General features: G+C 72.2%; 13 protein-coding genes. 2 read left to right on the forward strand and 11 right to left on the reverse strand.

Annotated elements, in window-relative coordinates:
- The first annotated feature begins 182 nt into the window (after positions 1-182).
- Complete coding sequence (locus tag AB0E91_RS15520; RefSeq protein ID WP_361780841.1) at positions 183-1,283, forward strand: citrate synthase 2; 1,101 nt, start codon at positions 183-185, stop codon at positions 1,281-1,283.
- A 108-nt stretch (positions 1,284-1,391) separates the two neighbouring features.
- Here the strand turns inward: AB0E91_RS15520 and AB0E91_RS15525 are convergent, their stop codons facing one another.
- The 10 genes from AB0E91_RS15525 to AB0E91_RS15570 all read right to left on the reverse strand — a co-directional run bounded on the left by AB0E91_RS15525 (position 1,392) and on the right by AB0E91_RS15570 (position 13,644).
- Positions 1,392-2,420, reverse strand: a complete 1,029-nt coding sequence (locus tag AB0E91_RS15525) for a 2-oxoglutarate and iron-dependent oxygenase domain-containing protein (RefSeq protein WP_361780844.1) — start codon at positions 2,418-2,420, stop codon at positions 1,392-1,394.
- A 243-nt stretch (positions 2,421-2,663) separates the two neighbouring features.
- A complete protein-coding gene (locus AB0E91_RS15530; protein ID WP_361780847.1) occupies positions 2,664-3,248 on the reverse strand; it encodes a hypothetical protein in 585 nt (194 codons plus the stop codon).
- Positions 3,249-3,303: 55 nt separating this feature from the next.
- A complete protein-coding gene (locus AB0E91_RS15535; protein ID WP_361780850.1) occupies positions 3,304-3,912 on the reverse strand; it encodes a TetR/AcrR family transcriptional regulator in 609 nt (202 codons plus the stop codon).
- On the reverse strand, positions 3,900-4,634 hold the full coding sequence (locus AB0E91_RS15540) for an enoyl-CoA hydratase family protein (RefSeq protein WP_361780852.1): 735 nt from the start codon (positions 4,632-4,634) through the stop codon (positions 3,900-3,902). The genes AB0E91_RS15535 and AB0E91_RS15540 overlap by 13 nt, the downstream gene beginning before the upstream one ends.
- On the reverse strand, positions 4,631-6,199 hold the full coding sequence (locus tag AB0E91_RS15545; RefSeq protein ID WP_361780855.1) for a 4-coumarate--CoA ligase family protein: 1,569 nt from the start codon (positions 6,197-6,199) through the stop codon (positions 4,631-4,633). The genes AB0E91_RS15540 and AB0E91_RS15545 overlap by 4 nt, the downstream gene beginning before the upstream one ends.
- A 23-nt stretch (positions 6,200-6,222) precedes the next feature.
- A complete protein-coding gene (locus AB0E91_RS15550; RefSeq protein ID WP_361780858.1) occupies positions 6,223-7,383 on the reverse strand; it encodes an acyl-CoA dehydrogenase family protein in 1,161 nt (386 codons plus the stop codon).
- A gap of 55 nt (positions 7,384-7,438) precedes the next feature.
- Complete coding sequence (locus tag AB0E91_RS15555; protein WP_361780861.1) at positions 7,439-9,289, reverse strand: biotin carboxylase N-terminal domain-containing protein; 1,851 nt, start codon at positions 9,287-9,289, stop codon at positions 7,439-7,441.
- Positions 9,290-9,294: 5 nt separating this feature from the next.
- On the reverse strand, positions 9,295-10,893 hold the full coding sequence (locus AB0E91_RS15560; RefSeq protein ID WP_361780865.1) for a carboxyl transferase domain-containing protein: 1,599 nt from the start codon (positions 10,891-10,893) through the stop codon (positions 9,295-9,297).
- Between the two features lie 223 nt (positions 10,894-11,116).
- The gene (locus AB0E91_RS15565; protein ID WP_361780868.1) at positions 11,117-12,853 is read right to left on the reverse strand and encodes an acyclic terpene utilization AtuA family protein; all 1,737 of its coding nucleotides are present in this window, start codon (positions 12,851-12,853) and stop codon (positions 11,117-11,119) included.
- Positions 12,850-13,644, reverse strand: a complete 795-nt coding sequence (locus AB0E91_RS15570) for a TIGR03084 family metal-binding protein (protein ID WP_361780871.1) — start codon at positions 13,642-13,644, stop codon at positions 12,850-12,852. The genes AB0E91_RS15565 and AB0E91_RS15570 overlap by 4 nt, the downstream gene beginning before the upstream one ends.
- A gap of 97 nt (positions 13,645-13,741) precedes the next feature.
- Between AB0E91_RS15570 and AB0E91_RS15575 the strand changes: the two genes are divergently transcribed.
- Positions 13,742-14,743, forward strand: coding sequence for a phosphotransferase (locus AB0E91_RS15575; RefSeq protein WP_361780880.1), 1,002 nt, complete (start codon positions 13,742-13,744; stop codon positions 14,741-14,743).
- A gap of 32 nt (positions 14,744-14,775) precedes the next feature.
- Here the strand turns inward: AB0E91_RS15575 and AB0E91_RS15580 are convergent, their stop codons facing one another.
- A complete protein-coding gene (locus tag AB0E91_RS15580) occupies positions 14,776-15,717 on the reverse strand; it encodes an EamA family transporter (protein ID WP_361780883.1) in 942 nt (313 codons plus the stop codon).
- Between the last annotated feature and the right edge of the window lie 50 nt (positions 15,718-15,767).

The following is a 15,767-nucleotide window of genomic DNA, read 5'->3' on the forward strand; positions in this document are numbered from 1 at the left end:
GCGCATCGCGCGGCGGCTCGCCACCACTGCCTCCCCCTAACGTGGCACTCAGTGCCGCAAGGACTCCCCAAACCTGGCACTCAGGGCTATCGTGCTGGTTCCCGCCTCGTGTCCGGGTGACCCCCGGCCGTACGGGGCATCACCGGTGTGACCGCCGCCGACCCAGCATGAGGAGCCGCCTTATGTCCGAGTTCGTACCCGGGCTAGAGGGAGTCGTCGCCTTCGAGACGGAGATCGCCGAGCCGGACAAGGAGGGCGGTGCCCTGCGCTACCGGGGCGTCGACATCGAGGACCTGGTCGGGCACGTGTCCTTCGGGAACGTGTGGGGGCTGCTGGTCGACGGCGCCTTCGACCCCGGTCTGCCGCCCGCCGAGCCGTTCCCGATCCCGGTGCACTCCGGGGACATCCGGGTGGACGTGCAGTCCGCGCTGGCCATGCTGGCCCCCGTGTGGGGCCTGAAACCGCTGCTGGACATCGACGCCGAGCAGGCCCGCGACGACCTCGCCCGCGCCGCCGTCATGGCGCTGTCGTACGTCGCCCAGTCCGCGCGCGGGCAGGGCCTGCCGATGGTGCCGCAGAGCGAGATCGACAAGGCGCGGTCGGTGGTCGAGCGGTTCATGATCCGCTGGCGCGGCGAGCCGGACCCGAAGCACGTCGCCGCCGTCGACGCCTACTGGACCTCGGCCGCCGAGCACGGCATGAACGCGTCCACCTTCACCGCGCGGGTCATCGCCTCCACCGGGGCGGATGTCGCCGCCGCGCTCTCCGGCGCCGTGGGGGCGATGTCCGGTCCCCTCCATGGCGGGGCGCCCTCCCGTGTGCTCGGCATGATCGAGGAGATCGAGCAGACCGGGGACGCGGAGGGGTGGGTCCGGCAGGCCCTCGACCGGGGTGAGCGGCTCATGGGGTTCGGGCATCGCGTCTACCGGGCCGAGGACCCCCGGGCGCGGGTACTGCGGCGCACCGCGCGGGAGTTGGGGGCGCCTCGGTACGAGATCGCGGAGGCGCTGGAGAAGGCGGCGCTGGAGGAGTTGCACAATCGGCGGCCGGATCGTGTGCTGGCCACCAATGTGGAGTTCTGGGCGGCGATTCTGCTCGACTTCGCGGAGGTGCCGGCGCACATGTTCACGTCGATGTTCACGTGTGCGCGGACCGCCGGGTGGTCGGCGCACATTCTTGAGCAGAAGAGGACCGGTCGCTTGGTGCGGCCTTCAGCGGAGTACGTCGGTCCGAGTGAGCGTCGGCCTGAGGACATCCCGGGGTTTGCGGGGATCGCTCACTGAATTCGCCCACCGAGAAGGGGTGTTGGGGCGCGTGGGCGGCTGCGGGATCGTTGTGGTTGATCGCGCAGTTCCCCGCGCCCCTAAAAGCAAAAAACAAAAGCAGAACCTCTAGGCCGGTGTCAGCAGGCTCGCGTGATGGCGCTCCGCCACCAGCGGGTGGGCCCTCAGCTTGCCCTTCAGCTCGTTGAAGCCGTACTCCGCGTACAGCGGGTTCGTCGGGTCCGTCGTCACGCCGGGCGCGGCATCCGCGTGCGGGAAGGGCAGCGGGGCGATCCTCGCGTCCAGGCGAGGGTTGTAGAAGAACGGGACCGAGAAGCGTTCCGTGGCTCCGGGCGGGCTGACCACGCGGTGGTTGGTGGCGAGGAGGTAGCCGTTGGTGGCGACCTCCAGGAGTTCGCCGAGGTTCACCACGAACGCGCCCTCCAGCGGCGGGACTTCGTGGAAGCGGCCGTCCTCGCGCTGGACCTGGAGGCCACCCACGGAGTCCTGGAGGAGCAGGGTGAGGAAGCCGTAGTCCTTGTGGGCGCCGACGCCCTGGTCGGTGCCGTCGCCCGCGCTGCCGGGGTAGCGGACGAGCTTGAGGTGCGGGTGGGCGTGGGCACCGAAGGCGGGGTCGTAGAAGTCGGCGGGGGCACCGATGGCGGTGAGCAGCTCGTGCAGCAGCCGCTGGGCGACCGCGCTGAGCTTGTCGATCCAGGCGAGGGCGGCGGTGCGCAGCTCGGGCAGGGCGGTGGGCCACTGGTTGGGGCCCTGGAGCCACCAGTACGGCGACTCGTCCGGGCCGGGGACGCGGGCGAGGCGCTCGGCGCCGATGTCGAGCTGGTCGCGCCAGTCGCGGGAGCCGCCGGTGCGTTCGTCGCCGGTGCGGGTGTAGCCGCGGAAGTGCGGGGAGTTGACGTTGTCGAGGGCCAGCCGGTCGGCCTCGGGCAGCGCGAAGAAGGCCCGCATCGCGGTGAGCAGGGCGTCGGTCTCCTCCTGGGTCACCCCGTGCCCGACGAGCTGGAAGAAGCCCACGTCATGGGCGGCGGAGTGCAGCCGGTCGTGGAGAAGGGCGCGCTCCTCGGGACCGCGGTCGGCGGCCGAGAGGTCGATGATCGGGAGCTGGGCGTACGACGGGTTCGTCGCGGGATTCGTCATGGGTGCGTCCGCGTGGTTACGGGGCACGGGCAGCCGCGAGGGGTGGGCGGCCCCCGGGTGCCGGAAAGGAAGAGACGAGGAAAAAGGGGGCTGGATCAGGCGGAACGCCGACAGCCCATGCTCGTGACGCGCACGTAGTCCACGTGGCGGCGGCGAACGAGCATCGGAAGCATGGGCCAAGAGTACTGCGATGCCCGGAATACGGATGTGACGGGCGCCACCTGCCCGGCAGCCTCTCGCGCCTCAGAACTTGCCCGCCGGATGCGCCGTACGGTGTCCGCCGAGCGCGTCGGCCACCAGGTCCCGGAACTCGTCCGTGAACTCCGGCCAGTTCCAGAACTCGAACCCGAGATACCCGAAGGCGAACGAGTCGTACGCCCACTTCCACTCCGGCAGCGGGACGCGGGCCGTGCAGGAGGCGCACTCCACGTCGGCGTCGCCGGTCGCCCGCCAGAGGCCGATGGCCCGGTCGAAGGGGTCGCTCGCCCCCTCGACCGGGGTCCAGTCCTCGTAGACGTACAGCCGGGTCGTGGCGGCGCAGCGGGGGCAGCGGACCCACTCGGGGTCGCCCTGGCCGCTGTGGAAGAAGGTGCGGCCGGTGTGGACGGCGAGCCCGTCGGTGGGCGCCCACCGGGCGTCCGCCGGGGCCACCGCCCGGTCCCACCGCGGGCCCGGCGGATGCCCGAGCCCCGGTCCGAGCAGACACTCGGTCCGCTCGGCGCGCACGATGCCCTCGCCGACCAGCCGGTCGACCACGCGCGCGGCGAGGCCGGGCGCGTCGGCTTCGGTGGCGTCGAGGTCGACGATGATCTGGAAGTGATCCCCCATGCCGTACATGCTGGCACCGGCCACTGACAACGGGATCGCACGAACCCCTGGGGCGCTACTCCCCCAGCGCCTCGTCGAGCAGCACCGCCCACTGCGCGACGACCCGCTCGCGGCGTGCGGTGTCGTCGGTGAGGAGGGTGGCGAGGCCCAGGCCGCGGGCCATGTCGAGCAGGCCCTGTACGGTCTCGCGGACGCCGGGGCGGGACTCGTCGGCGTCGAGGAGTTCGACGGCGATGCGGTGGCACTCACGGCCGACGCGCCCCTCCAACTCGGTCACCCGGCCGCGCAGTTGGTCCTCGTTGGAGGCGGCCACCCACAGGTGCAGGGCGGCCCGGAAGAGCGGGCCGGTGAAGAGGCCGATCAGGGCGGAGATCACGGCACGCCGGTCCCCGGGGCCGTCGGGGAACAGCTCGCGGAGCGCGACGGAGCGGCTCTCCGCCACGTACTCGACGGCGGCGGTGAACAGGTCCTCGCGGGTGGGGAAGTGGTGCTGCGCGGCGCCCCGGGAGACGCCCGCGCGCTCCGCGACGACCGCGACCGTGGAGCCCGCCCAGCCGTACTCGGCGAGGCAGGCCACGGCGGCCTCCAGGAGGCGCTGCCGGGTGGCCCGACTGCGGTCCTGCTTGGGTACGCGGTCGCGTTCCGCCGTACTCACACCACCCATGCCGCATCCCGTCTTTCCAGGAAGGCCGTCATCCCCTCCCGGGCCTCCGGGGCGGAGAACAGCCGGGCCGAGAGGGCGGTCAGGTCCGCCGCGTCCCGGTCGAATGTCTCCAGCACCCTAGCCGTGAGCAGCCGTTTCGTCGCGGCCAGGGCCTCGGGCGAGGAGCGGCGCAGGCCGTCCAGGACGGGCGTGAGCACGTCGTCCACGTCGTCCCCGGACGCGGTGAGCAGTCCGAGCCGTACGGCCTCGGCGGGGCCGAAGCGCTCACCGGTGAGGTAGTAGCGGGCGAGCGCGCGCGGGTCGGCGCGGGGCAGCACCGGCAGGGAGATCACCGCCGGGGCGACCCCGATCCGCACCTCGGTGAAGGCGAACGTGGCCCCGGCGGAGGCGGCCGTGATGTCACAGGCGGCGAGCAGCCCGAGCCCGCCCGCGCGGACGTGCCCGGTGACCCGGGCCACCACGGGCTTGGGCAGCTCCACGATCTGCCGCAACAGCCCCACCAGCGCGTCCGGTTGAGGCGGGTCGCGCAGGTCGGCGCCCGCGCAGAACGTGCCCCCGGTGTGGGTGAGGACGACCGCCCGGACGCCGGGGTCCTTCACGCAGTCGGCCAGGGCGTCGGCGAGCGCGGCGACGAGGGGTGCGGAGAGGGCGTTACGGGTGTCCGGGGAGTCCAGGCTGACGGTCTCCACGGCCCGTTCGCGGGAGCGTCCGACAAGTGTCATGCGCGCTCCCGGAGTTCACGGCGCAGGATCTTCCCCGAGGCCGCGCGCGGCACGGAGTCGACGAAGGTCACCCGCCGGACCCGTTTGTACGGCGCGACGTGCTCGGCGACGTACAACATCACCTCGTTCTCGCCGAGTTCGGGCGCGGTCGGGCGGCGGACGACAAAGGCGTGCGGGATCTCGTTGCCCTCGTCGTTCAGGGTGCCGACGACCGCCGCGTCCGCGACGGCCGGGTGGGTGAGCAGCAGCGCCTCCAGTTCGGCGGGGGCCACCTGGAAGCCCTTGTACTTGATGAGTTCCTTCACCCGGTCCACCACGAACAGCCAGCCGTCAGCGTCGACTTGCCCCACATCGCCGGTGTGCAGCCAGCCGTCGCGGTCGATCGTCTCGGCGGTGGCGTCGGGCCGGTTGAGGTAGCCCTTCATCACCTGCGGGCCCCGGATCAGGATCTCGCCGGCCTCTCCGGTGCCGAGGTCCTTGCCGGGGTCGTCCAGGGACACGATCCGCATCTCGGTACCCGCGATCAGCCTGCCCGCCGTACCGGGCGGCGCCTCCCGCAGCAGGTCGAGCGGGACGACATGGGTGCCGGGCGACAGCTCGGTCATCCCGTACGCCTGCCCGAGCGGCGGCAGCCCGAGCCGTTCGGCGCAGGCCGCGGCGAGGGAGGCGTCCAGTGGGGCGGCGGCGCTGATCACGTACTTCAGCGAGGAGAGGTCGTAGCGCGCGACCGAGGGGTGCTTGGCGAGGGCGAGGACGATCGGCGGGGCGACGTAGAGGCCGGTGATGCGGTGGGTCTCGATGGCCGCGAGGAAGGTGTCCAGCTCGAAGCGGGGCAGCACGACGACGGTGGCGCCCTGCCGCAGGGGCGCGTTCATCAGGGCAGTGAGGCCGTAGATGTGGAAGAGCGGGAGGACGGCGAGGATACGGTCCCCCGGCTCCGACCGTACGGCGGGCTCCAGTTGGGCGAGGTTGGTGACGATCTGCCGGTGGGTGAGCATCACGCCCTTGGGCACGCCGGTGGTGCCGGAGGAGTACGGCAGTACGGCGATGTCCTCGGCCGGGTCGAGCGCGATCTCCGGCTCGGGCCCGTCGCTCGCCAGCATGTCGACCAGGGAGCGGTGTTCGGGTGCGCTGTCGCACACGATGATCTCCCGCACCCCGCCCGCGAGTTCGGCGGCGCGGCGGGCGGCCGGGAGCAGCGGGGAGACGGTGACGATCCAGCGGGCCCCGCTGTCCTCCAGCTGCCGCGCGAACTCCTCGGGCGTGGCGAGCGGGTGGGCGGTGGTGACGGTGGCGCCCGCCCGGGTGGCCGCGTAGAACGCCAGTGGAAACGCGAGGGTGTTGGGGCTGTGCAGGGCGAGCACCTCCCCCTTGCGCACCCCCGCCTCCGCGAACGCGGCCGCCAGCCTGCGGTGGAACCGGTCCAGTTGCTCGTAGGTCAGGGTCGTGCCGTCGGTGCCGTCGATGAGCGCGGGCCGGTCACCGAAGGCGGCGGCACCGCCCAGCACCGCGTCGTGGACGGGGAGTTCTACGGGCGGTACGTCGTCGTACGCGCTGTGGAACACGGTTCCTCCAACGGGGCTGTTTCCTAGTAGGACTTGGGGAGGCCGAGGGTCTGGTGGGAGATGTAGTTGAGGATCATCTCCCGGCTGACCGGGGCGATCCGGGCCACCCGGGCACCGGTGATCAGCGAGGCGAGCCCGAACTCGCGGGTGAGGCCGTTGCCGCCGAGCGTGTGCACGGCCTGGTCGACCGCCTTCACACAGGCTTCCCCGGCCGCGTACTTGGCCATGTTGGCGGCCTCGCCCGCGCCGATGTCGTCCCCGGCGTCGTAGAGCAGGGCGGCCTTCAGCATCATCAACTTGGCCAGTTCCAGGTCGATGTGGGCCTGCGCGAGGGGGTGCGCGATGGCCTGGTGGGCGCCGATGGGGACGTTCCACACGGTGCGCTCGCGGGCGTACTCCACGGCCCGGCCGAGCGCGTAACGCCCCATGCCGATCGCGAACGCGGCCGTCATGATCCGCTCGGGGTTCAGCCCGGCGAAGAGCTGGAGCAGCCCGGTGTCCTCGTCACCGACGAGTGCGTCGGCAGGGAGCCGTACGTCGTCCAGGACCAGCTCGAACTGCTTCTCGGCGGCGTTGACCTCCATGTCGATCTTGTTGCGCGTGAAGCCGTCCGCGTCGCGCGGGACGATGAAGAGGCAGGGCTTGAGCCTGCCCGTGCGGGCGTCCTCGGTGCGGCCGACGATCAGCGTGGCGTCCGCCTGGTCGACTCCGGAGACGAAGACCTTGCGGCCGGTGAGGAGCCAGTCGTCGCCGTCGCGGCGGGCGGTCGTGGTGATGCGGTGGGAGTTGGAGCCCGCGTCCGGTTCGGTGATGCCGAAGGCCATCGTGCGGGTGCCGTCGGCGATTCCGGGGAGCCAGGTGCGCTTCTGGTCTTCCGTGCCGAAGCGGGCGATGACCGTTCCGCAGATGGCCGGGGAGACGATCAGCATGAGGAGGGGGGCGCCTGCGGTTCCCAATTCCTCCAGCACGATGGAGAGTTCGGCTATGCCGCCGCCTCCGCCTCCGTATTCCTCGGGGAGGTTGACGCCGAGGTAGCCAAGTTTTCCTGCCTCCAGCCAGAGTTCGGTGGGGTGTCGTCCCTCGGTGATGGCGCGCGTGATGTAGTCGCGGCCGTAACGCTTGCCCAGGGCGGAGACGGCCTTGCGGAGTGACTGGTGTTCTTCGGACTCGATGAGGGTCGTCATTCGTTTCCTCCGGGTGCGGCTTGTCTGTGGCTGGTCGCGCAGTTCCCCGCGCCCCTTAAGGGGAGTTGCTCTCGACCACCGCCAAAAGGGCGCCCATCTCCATCTGCTGTCCCACCGCCACCGGCAGGGTCGTCAGGGTGCCGTCCGTCGGGGCCGTGATCAGGTGTTGCATCTTCATCGCCTCCAGCCAGATCAGGGGCTGGCCCGCCTTGACCTCGGTGCCCTCGGTCAGGGCCTCCGCGACACGGACGACGGTGCCGGGCATCGGGGCGAGGAGGGAGCCGGGGGCGTGGTCGGGGCGGGGGTCGGGGAAGCGGGGCAGGATGGTGAGGGCGGTGGTGTTGACGTGGACCCGGGTGCCGTAGCGGGCGATCTCGAACTTCCGTTCCACGCCGTCGATTTCGAGCACGACGAGGGTGGGTTCGGCGCGCACCACGCGTACGCCGTCCGCCGCGAGGCCCGTCCTGGTGTGCCGGTAGGCCGCCTCGACCTCCTCGCCCTCCCTCTCGTACCGCTTCATCTGCGGAGCCGACGGCACATTGCGCCAGCCGCCGAACCGTGAGCGGCCCGAGGCGTCCGCGAGGGCGGCGGCCAGGGGGGCGTACGGGTCGGGGGCGGGCTCGGTGAGGGTGGTGAGGTGGCGGTCGTAGAAGCCGGTGTCCATGCGGGCGGTGGTGAACTCCGGGTGCCGCAGCGAGCGGACGAGCAGGTCGCGGTTGGTGACCGGGCCGTGGACGGCGGCCCGTTCCAGGGCACCGGCGAGGGCGCGGACGGCCTCGGCGCGGGTCGGCGCGTGGGCGACGGCCTTGGCGAGCATCGGGTCGTAGTGCACGCCGACCGTGTCGCCGTCGCCGTACCCGGCGTCCAGGCGTACGCCCGGTACGGCGAGCCGGTGCAGGGTGCCGGTCTGCGGGGCGAAGCCGCGTGCCGGGTCCTCGGCGTAGAGGCGGGCCTCGACGGCGTGGCCGCGCGCGGTCGGCGGGTCGAGTGGGAGGGCATGCCCCTCGGCGATCCGGATCTGCTCGGCGACCAGGTCGAGACCGAACACCGCCTCGGTGACGGGGTGTTCGACCTGGAGCCGGGTGTTCATCTCCAGGAAGTGCGCCCGGCCGTCGGCCACGAGGAACTCGACGGTGCCCGCGCCCTCGTAGGACACGGCGCGCGCGGCCCGTACGGCCATCGCGTACAGCTTCTCGGTGAGCGCGGCCGGCAGGCCCGGCGCCGGGGCCTCCTCGATCACCTTCTGGTGGCGGCGCTGGAGGGAGCAGTCGCGGGTGCCGAGGGTCCAGACGGTGCCGTGGGTGTCGGCGAGGATCTGCACCTCGACATGGCGTCCGCGCTCGATGTACGGCTCGACGAACACCTCCCCGTCCCCGAAGGCGCTCGTGGCCTCGGCGCGGGCGGCCTCCAGCGCGCCGGGCAGCTCGTCGAGCCGGCGTACGACGCGCATCCCGCGTCCGCCGCCGCCCGCCGCGGCCTTGACCAGGACGGGGAGGTCTGTCTTCGTGAGCGCGGCCGCGTCGAGCGGGGCGATGCCCATCAGTTCCTTGGCGCGGGTCTTGGACGCCATGGCCTCGATGGCCTCGGGCGGCGGTCCGATCCAGACCAGTCCGGCGTCGAGGACGGCGCGGGCGAAGTCGGCGTTCTCGGAGAGGAAGCCGTAGCCGGGGTGCACGGCGTCCGCGCCCGCCGCGAGGGCGGCCTTCACGATGAGGTCGCCGCGCAGATACGTCTCGGCGGGAGCCGCGCCCGGCAGTCGTACCGAGGTGTCGGCCACACGTGTGTGCAGCGCACCCCCGTCCGCGTCGGAGTGTAGGGCGACTGTACGTATGCCCAGGTCGGCGCAGGTGCGGAAGATCCGGCAGGCGATCTCGCCCCGGTTGGCCACGAGCAGGGTGGAAATCATGGGCCTCACATCCGGAAGACGCCGAAGCCGCCACGGGCGCCCTGATAGGGGGCCGTGTGTATGGCGGACAGACATATGCCGAGGACGGTTCGGGTGTCGCGGGGATCTATGACGCCGTCGTCGTAGAGGCGTCCGGACAGGAACATGGGCAGCGACTCGGACTCGATCTGCCGCTCCACCATGGCGCGCAGCGCGGCGTCGGCCTCCTCGTCGTAGGGCTGTCCCTTCGCCGCCGCCGACTGCCGGGCCACGATCGACAGCACTCCGGCGAGCTGCTGCGGGCCCATGACGGCGGACTTGGCGCCGGGCCAGGCGAAGAGGAAGCGGGGGTCGTAGGCGCGGCCGCACATGCCGTAGTGCCCGGCGCCGTAGGACGCGCCCATGAGGACGGAGAGGTGGGGCACCTTCGAGTTGGACACCGCGTTGATCATCATGGCGCCGTGCTTGATGATCCCGCCCTGTTCGTACTCCTTGCCCACCATGTAGCCGGTGGTGTTGTGCAGGAACAGCAGCGGGACGTCGCGCTGGTTGGCGAGCTGGATGAACTGGGCGGCCTTCTGCGACTCCTCGCTGAACAACACCCCGCGCGCGTTGGCCAGGATGCCGACCGGGTAACCGTGCAGCTCGGCCCAGCCGGTGACCAGGCTCGTGCCGTACAGCGGCTTGAACTCGTCGAAGTCGGACGCGTCGGTGATGCGGGCGATCACCTCGCGCGGGTCGAAGGGAGTGCGCAGATCGCCGGGCACGATCCCGAGCAGCTCCTCCGAGTCGTACTTCGGCGGCTCGGCGGGGCCCGGATCGCCGTGCGCCTTGCGGTGGTTGAGCCGCGCGACCACCCGGCGGGCCTGCCGGATCGCGTCCCGCTCGTCCACCGCGAAGTGGTCGGCGAGCCCTGAGGTACGGGCGTGCATCTCGGCACCGCCCAGCGACTCGTCGTCGCTCTCCTCCCCGGTCGCCATCTTCACCAGCGGCGGCCCGCCGAGGAACACCTTCGCCCGCTCCTTGACCATGATCACGTGGTCCGACATCCCGGGGATGTACGCGCCGCCCGCCGTGGAGTTGCCGAACACGACGGCGATAGTCGGAATACCGGCCGCCGACAGCCGGGTCAGGTCCCGGAAGATCGCCCCGCCGGGGATGAAGATCTCCTTCTGCGAGGGCAGATCGGCGCCCCCGGACTCGACGAGGCTGATGCAGGGCAGCCGGTTGACGTGGGCGATCTCGTTCGCGCGCAGCGCCTTCTTCAGGCTCCACGGGTTACTGGCACCGCCGCGCACGGTCGGATCGTTGGCGGTGATCAGGCACTCCACGCCCTCCACCACACCGATCCCCGTGACGAGCGACGCCCCGACCGTGTACTCACTGCCCCACCCGGCCAGCGGCGACAGCTCCAGGAACGGCGTATCGGGATCGACCAGCAACTCGATCCGCTCCCGCGCGAGCAGCTTGCCGCGCTTACGGTGCCGGGCCACATATTTCTCCCCACCACCCGCGAGCGCCTTCCCGTGTTCGGCCTCCAGCTCGGCCAGCTTGCCGAGCATGGCCTCGCGGTTGGCCTGGAAGTCGGGGGCGGTGGGGTCCAGGGAGGAGGGGAGGACGGTCATGGGGTGCCTCCGGATCGGGGGGTGGGGGTGCCGGAGGGTGTGGACGGTCGGCCTTCGCAGGACGCCGGGCGAGGCGACCGAGAGGGGTTCGACACCAGCCCTCGGGGCAGCCGGGGTCGGCCGCAGGCCGCCCCGCGTGGCTTGGGTGCGCGTCGTGGCTTCCGTGGCTTTCGCGGTTGCCGTGGCTGCGGGGGCTTGGGGGGCCGAGGGGGCTTGGGAGGTGTCACAACAGCTCCTCCGGGATGTCCACCTGGCGGGAGCGGAGCCATTCACCGAGGGCCTTGGCCTGGGGGTCGAAGCGGTGGCGGGCGGCGACTCCGGTGCCGAGGATGCCGGTGACGACGAAGTTGAGAGCGCGCAGGTGGGGCAGTACGTGCCGGGTGACGGTCAGGTCGCGGGCCTCGGGGATCAACTCGCGGAACCGGTCGACGGTCAGCTCGTGCGCGAGCCAGCGCCAGGCGTCGTCGGAACGGGCCCACACCCCGACATTGGCGTCCCCGCCCTTGTCCCCGCTACGGGCCCCGGCGAGCAGCCCGAGGGGCGCGCGACGGGTGGGACCGCCACCGGTCGGGAGGGATTCGGGAAGAGCCGGGTCCGGTACGTCTTCGAAGGGACGCGTCCCCTGGGGCGGCGCCACACGGACACGACGTCCGTCATGGAGGACGGCCCTATGGTCGACGGCACCATGGGGCACGTACACACCCTCGAAAACCCCATAGGGATCGCCCTTCCCGGGTGGTGCCAGCACATGGAAGCCGGGGTAACTGGCGAGGGCCAGCTCGATCGCGGCCCCGCTCAGCGCGCGCCCCACGACCTGCGGGTCGCTGTCCCGGACGACGAGCCGTAGCAGAGCGGACGCCGTCTCCTCGGTGTCGGCGTCGGACCGGTCGGTGCGCACCAGCTCCCAACGGGTCTCCGCCGGAGGCGACTTCGCCAGCGCATCACTCATCTGCTCGCGCACCAGCGCCGCCTTGGCCTCGATGTCGAGCCCGGTCAGCACGAAGGCGACCTCGTTGCGGAACCCGCCGAGCCGGTTGAGCCCGACCTTGAGCGTGGGCGGGGGTGCTTCTCCCCTCACACCGCTGATCCGCACCCGGTCGGGCCCGTCCTGGCGGAGCCGTACCGTGTCCAGCCGGGCGGTGACATCGGGCCCCGCGTACCGCGCGCCCCCCGTCTCGTACAGCAGCTGCGCGGTGACCGTCCCGGTGTCCACGAAGCCGCCGGTGCCGGGGTGTTTGGCGATGACGCTGCTGCCGTCGGCGTGGATCTCGGCCAGCGGAAACCCGGGACGGCGTACGTCACCGTCCCCGAAGAACGCGTAGTTCCCGCCCGTGGCCTGCGTCCCGCACTCCAGCACATGTCCGGCGACCACGGCCCCCGCGAGCCGGTCGTACTCCCCCGGCCCCCATCCGAAGTGTGCGGCGGCGGCCCCGGTGACGAGGGCCGCGTCCGTCACCCGCCCGGTGATCACGATGTCGGCCCCCGCGCGCAGACACTCCGCGATGCCGAAGCCACCGAGGTAAGCATGTGCGGCGAGCACACCGGGGTGAGCGGCGGTGAGGTCGTCCCCCTCCACATGTGCGACACGCACAGGTATCCCGAGCCGTTCCGCCAGCTCCCGTACCGCGTCAGCGAGTCCCGCCGGATTGAGCCCACCCGCGTTGGTGACGATCCGCACCCCGCGCTCGTGCGCGAGCCCGAGGCAGTCCTCCAACTGGCGTGGAAACGTGCGGGCGTACCCGGCGGACGGGTCCTTCAGCCGGTCGCGGGCGAGGATGAGCATGGTGAGTTCGGCGAGGTAGTCGCCGGTGAGGACGTCCACTTCGCCGCCGGTGAGCATCTCGCGCAGGGCGTCGGCGCGGTCGCCGTAGAAGCCGGAGAAGTTGCCGATGCGGAGGGGCGCGACGGGCGTCGCCTGGGCGGGCGCTCCCTCACCGGTCGCCCTCTCGGCCGGCGTCACCGGCCCGCCTCCCCGGGCGCGCGCCCCTGTCCGGGCGGACCCGCGAACGCCTGGGCGATGTCCAGCCACCGGTCGGCGTCCGGCCCGACGGCGGCCAGGGCCAGGTCGGCGCGGTGGGCGCGCTGCGTGACCAGGAGGCAGAAGTCGAGGGCGGGACCGGTGACGCGCTGCGGGGCATCGGGCGGACCGTAGGACCACACCTCACCGGAGGGGCCGACGAGTTCCACCCGGAACTCCTCGCCCGGTGGGGTCAGTCCGTGCACCCCGTGGGCGAAGTCCCGCGTACGCACCCCGAGCCGCACCACATGCCGGAGCCGGTCCGTAGGTGTCCGCACCACACCCAGGGCGGCGGCGACATCCAGCCCATGGGCCCAGGTCTCCATAAGCCGGGCCGTCGCCATGGAGGCGGCGGACATGTGCGGCCCATACCAGGGGAACCTCGCCCCGCTCGGCGCGTCCCGCAGCGCCCGCTCCAGCGCGGCCCGGTCCGTACGCCACCCCGCCAACAACTCGGCGGGCGTGAGCCGGGCGCCCTCCTCCGCTCCCTCGTCCACGAAGGACCCGGGCGCGGCGAACGCCTTCTCCACCAGCACCCGGAAACCCTCGGGATCGGTGACCGCGGTCAGCGCGGACCGGTCGGTCCAGGCGAGATGCGCGATCTGATGGGCCACGGTCCAGCCGGGCGCCGGAGTGGGCGACGCCCACTGCTCCGCACTCAACTCCCCTACCAACAGATCGAGTTCATCACTCTCGGCACGCAAGTCGTCAATGACGGGCGTCGGATCGGCCATGCAGGGGAGCATGGCAGCGGCCCCGGAAACAATCAAGCGTGCTTGCATGAAAAGCATTCGCCACCGGAGCGCCCCGCCGTCCCGGTACCTTCACCCGATGCGCGAACTGACGACGACCGTCGGCCTCCCGGAACTGTTGCGTGAAGCACTGGGCACCCGCGCCGGGATCGTGGGCGTCGAGCGACTGCGCGGGGGCAGCAAGAAGGGGGTCTACCGGGTGCGGCTCGACGGGGCCCGACCCGCCGCCGTGATCGTGTACCGGTGGGCGCCGGAGGAGAACTTCTGGCCGGACGCCGACGACGAACCGCCGACGGGCCCCCTCGCCCCCACCGCCGGCCTCACCCCCTACCTGGCCGCACACCACGCACTCCGGGAGGCGGGGGTCCGCACCCCGGACCTGCTGTACGCGACCGAGCCCGACGCGACCGGCACCCCCACCGGCACCGGCCCCCGCACCGCCGACCTCGCCGTGGTCGAGGACATCCCCGGCGGCACTCTGGAGTCCCTGCTGCTCAACGACCCGGCCCGCGCCGCCACACCCCTGGCCGAACTCGCTCGCGCCCTCGACCACATGCGACACGCCCAGGCTCCGCGCTACGGCAGTGTGGGCCACCCCTATCCCTTCAGCGCGGCCCCCGCCGAACAGCTCGTCCTCGACCGCGCCCTGCGCGACCTCACCGAGGCCGCCGCCCGCGACGCCACGATCCACCCGGCGCACGACCGCCTCGCGGCCCGACTCCACGACCTGCGCTCCCGCGTGCGCCCCCGCACCGCGTACGGCCTGGTCCACGGTGAACTGGGCCCCGACCACGTCCTCCTCGACGCCGACGGTCACCCCGTCCTCATCGACATCGAGGGCCTGCTCCACTTCGACGTGGAGTGGGAGCACACCTTCCTGCGCCTCCGCTTCGGCGAGCACTACGCCCACCTCGCCCGCCCCGGTCTCGACCCCGACCGGCTCGCGCTCTACGCCCTGGCCCAGCACCTCTCCCTGGTCGCGGGCCCTCTCCGCCTCCTCGACGGCGACTTCCCCGACCGCGAGGCCATGCTCGGCATCGCGGCCCACAACGCACGGGCGGCCCTGACCACGCTGGAGTGACCCGCGAACGGGCCGCGGTCGGACGCGTCCGCTCAGGCTTCGGGTGCGCGCGTCGGGACCGAGGCGCGGCGCGTCTGGGTGCGGACCGCGCCGATGCTCGCCGCGATCACCAGGGCGATGGCCGCCGCCTGCATGGCGGACAGGGTCTGGTGGAGGACGAGGAAGCCCGCCGTGGCCGCGAGGGCCGGTTCGAGGCTCATGAGGATGGCGAAGGTGTGGGCGGGCAGACGGCGCAGGGCGAGGAGTTCGAGGGTGTAGGGCAGCACCGAGGAGAGCAGGGCGACCGCCGAACCGAGCGCGATGGTGGTCGGGTTCAGCAGCCGGGTGCCCGCCCCGGCGATGCCCAGCGGCAGGAAGAGCAGCGCGGCCACCGCCATGGCGAGGGCCAGCCCGTCGGCCTGCGGAAAGCGGCGGCCCGTACGGGCGCTGAAAACGATGTAGGCCGCCCACATGGCGCCCGCCCCCAGGGCGAAGGCCACACCGATGGGGTCGAGCGTGTCGAAGCCTCCCCCGCCCAGCAGGAAGACACCTCCGAGGGCGAGCCCGGCCCACAGCGCGTTGATCGCGCGACGGGAGGCGATGACGGAGAGGGCCAGCGGGCCCAGGACCTCGAGGGTCACGGCGGGACCGAGCGGGATACGGGCGACCGCCTGGTAGAACAGCCCGTTCATCCCGCCCATGGTGATGCCGAAGACGATCACCGTGATCCAGTCGGCGCGGGAGTGTCCGCGCAGCCGGGGGCGGCAGAACACGAGCAGCACCACGGCCGCGGCGAGCAGTCGCAGGGTGACCACACCGAGCGCGCCCGTGCGGGGCATCAGCGTCACCGCGAGCGCGCCGCCGAACTGGACCGACACTCCGCCGGCCAGCACCAGGCCGACCGGCCCGAGCGAGCCGAGCCTGCCCCCGCCCGGCGGCGACTGCCGCTCACCGGTGGCCGGGGTGGTCGTGCTGGAGGTGCTGACGGGAGTCACGGGCGGTCCTGAGGTCGGGCTCGGAACGGATCATGTGCATCTCGGTGTAC

It is taken from the genome of Streptomyces sp. NPDC026659, from assembly GCF_040638245.1.
Taxonomy (GTDB): Bacteria; Actinomycetota; Actinomycetes; order Streptomycetales; family Streptomycetaceae; genus Streptomyces.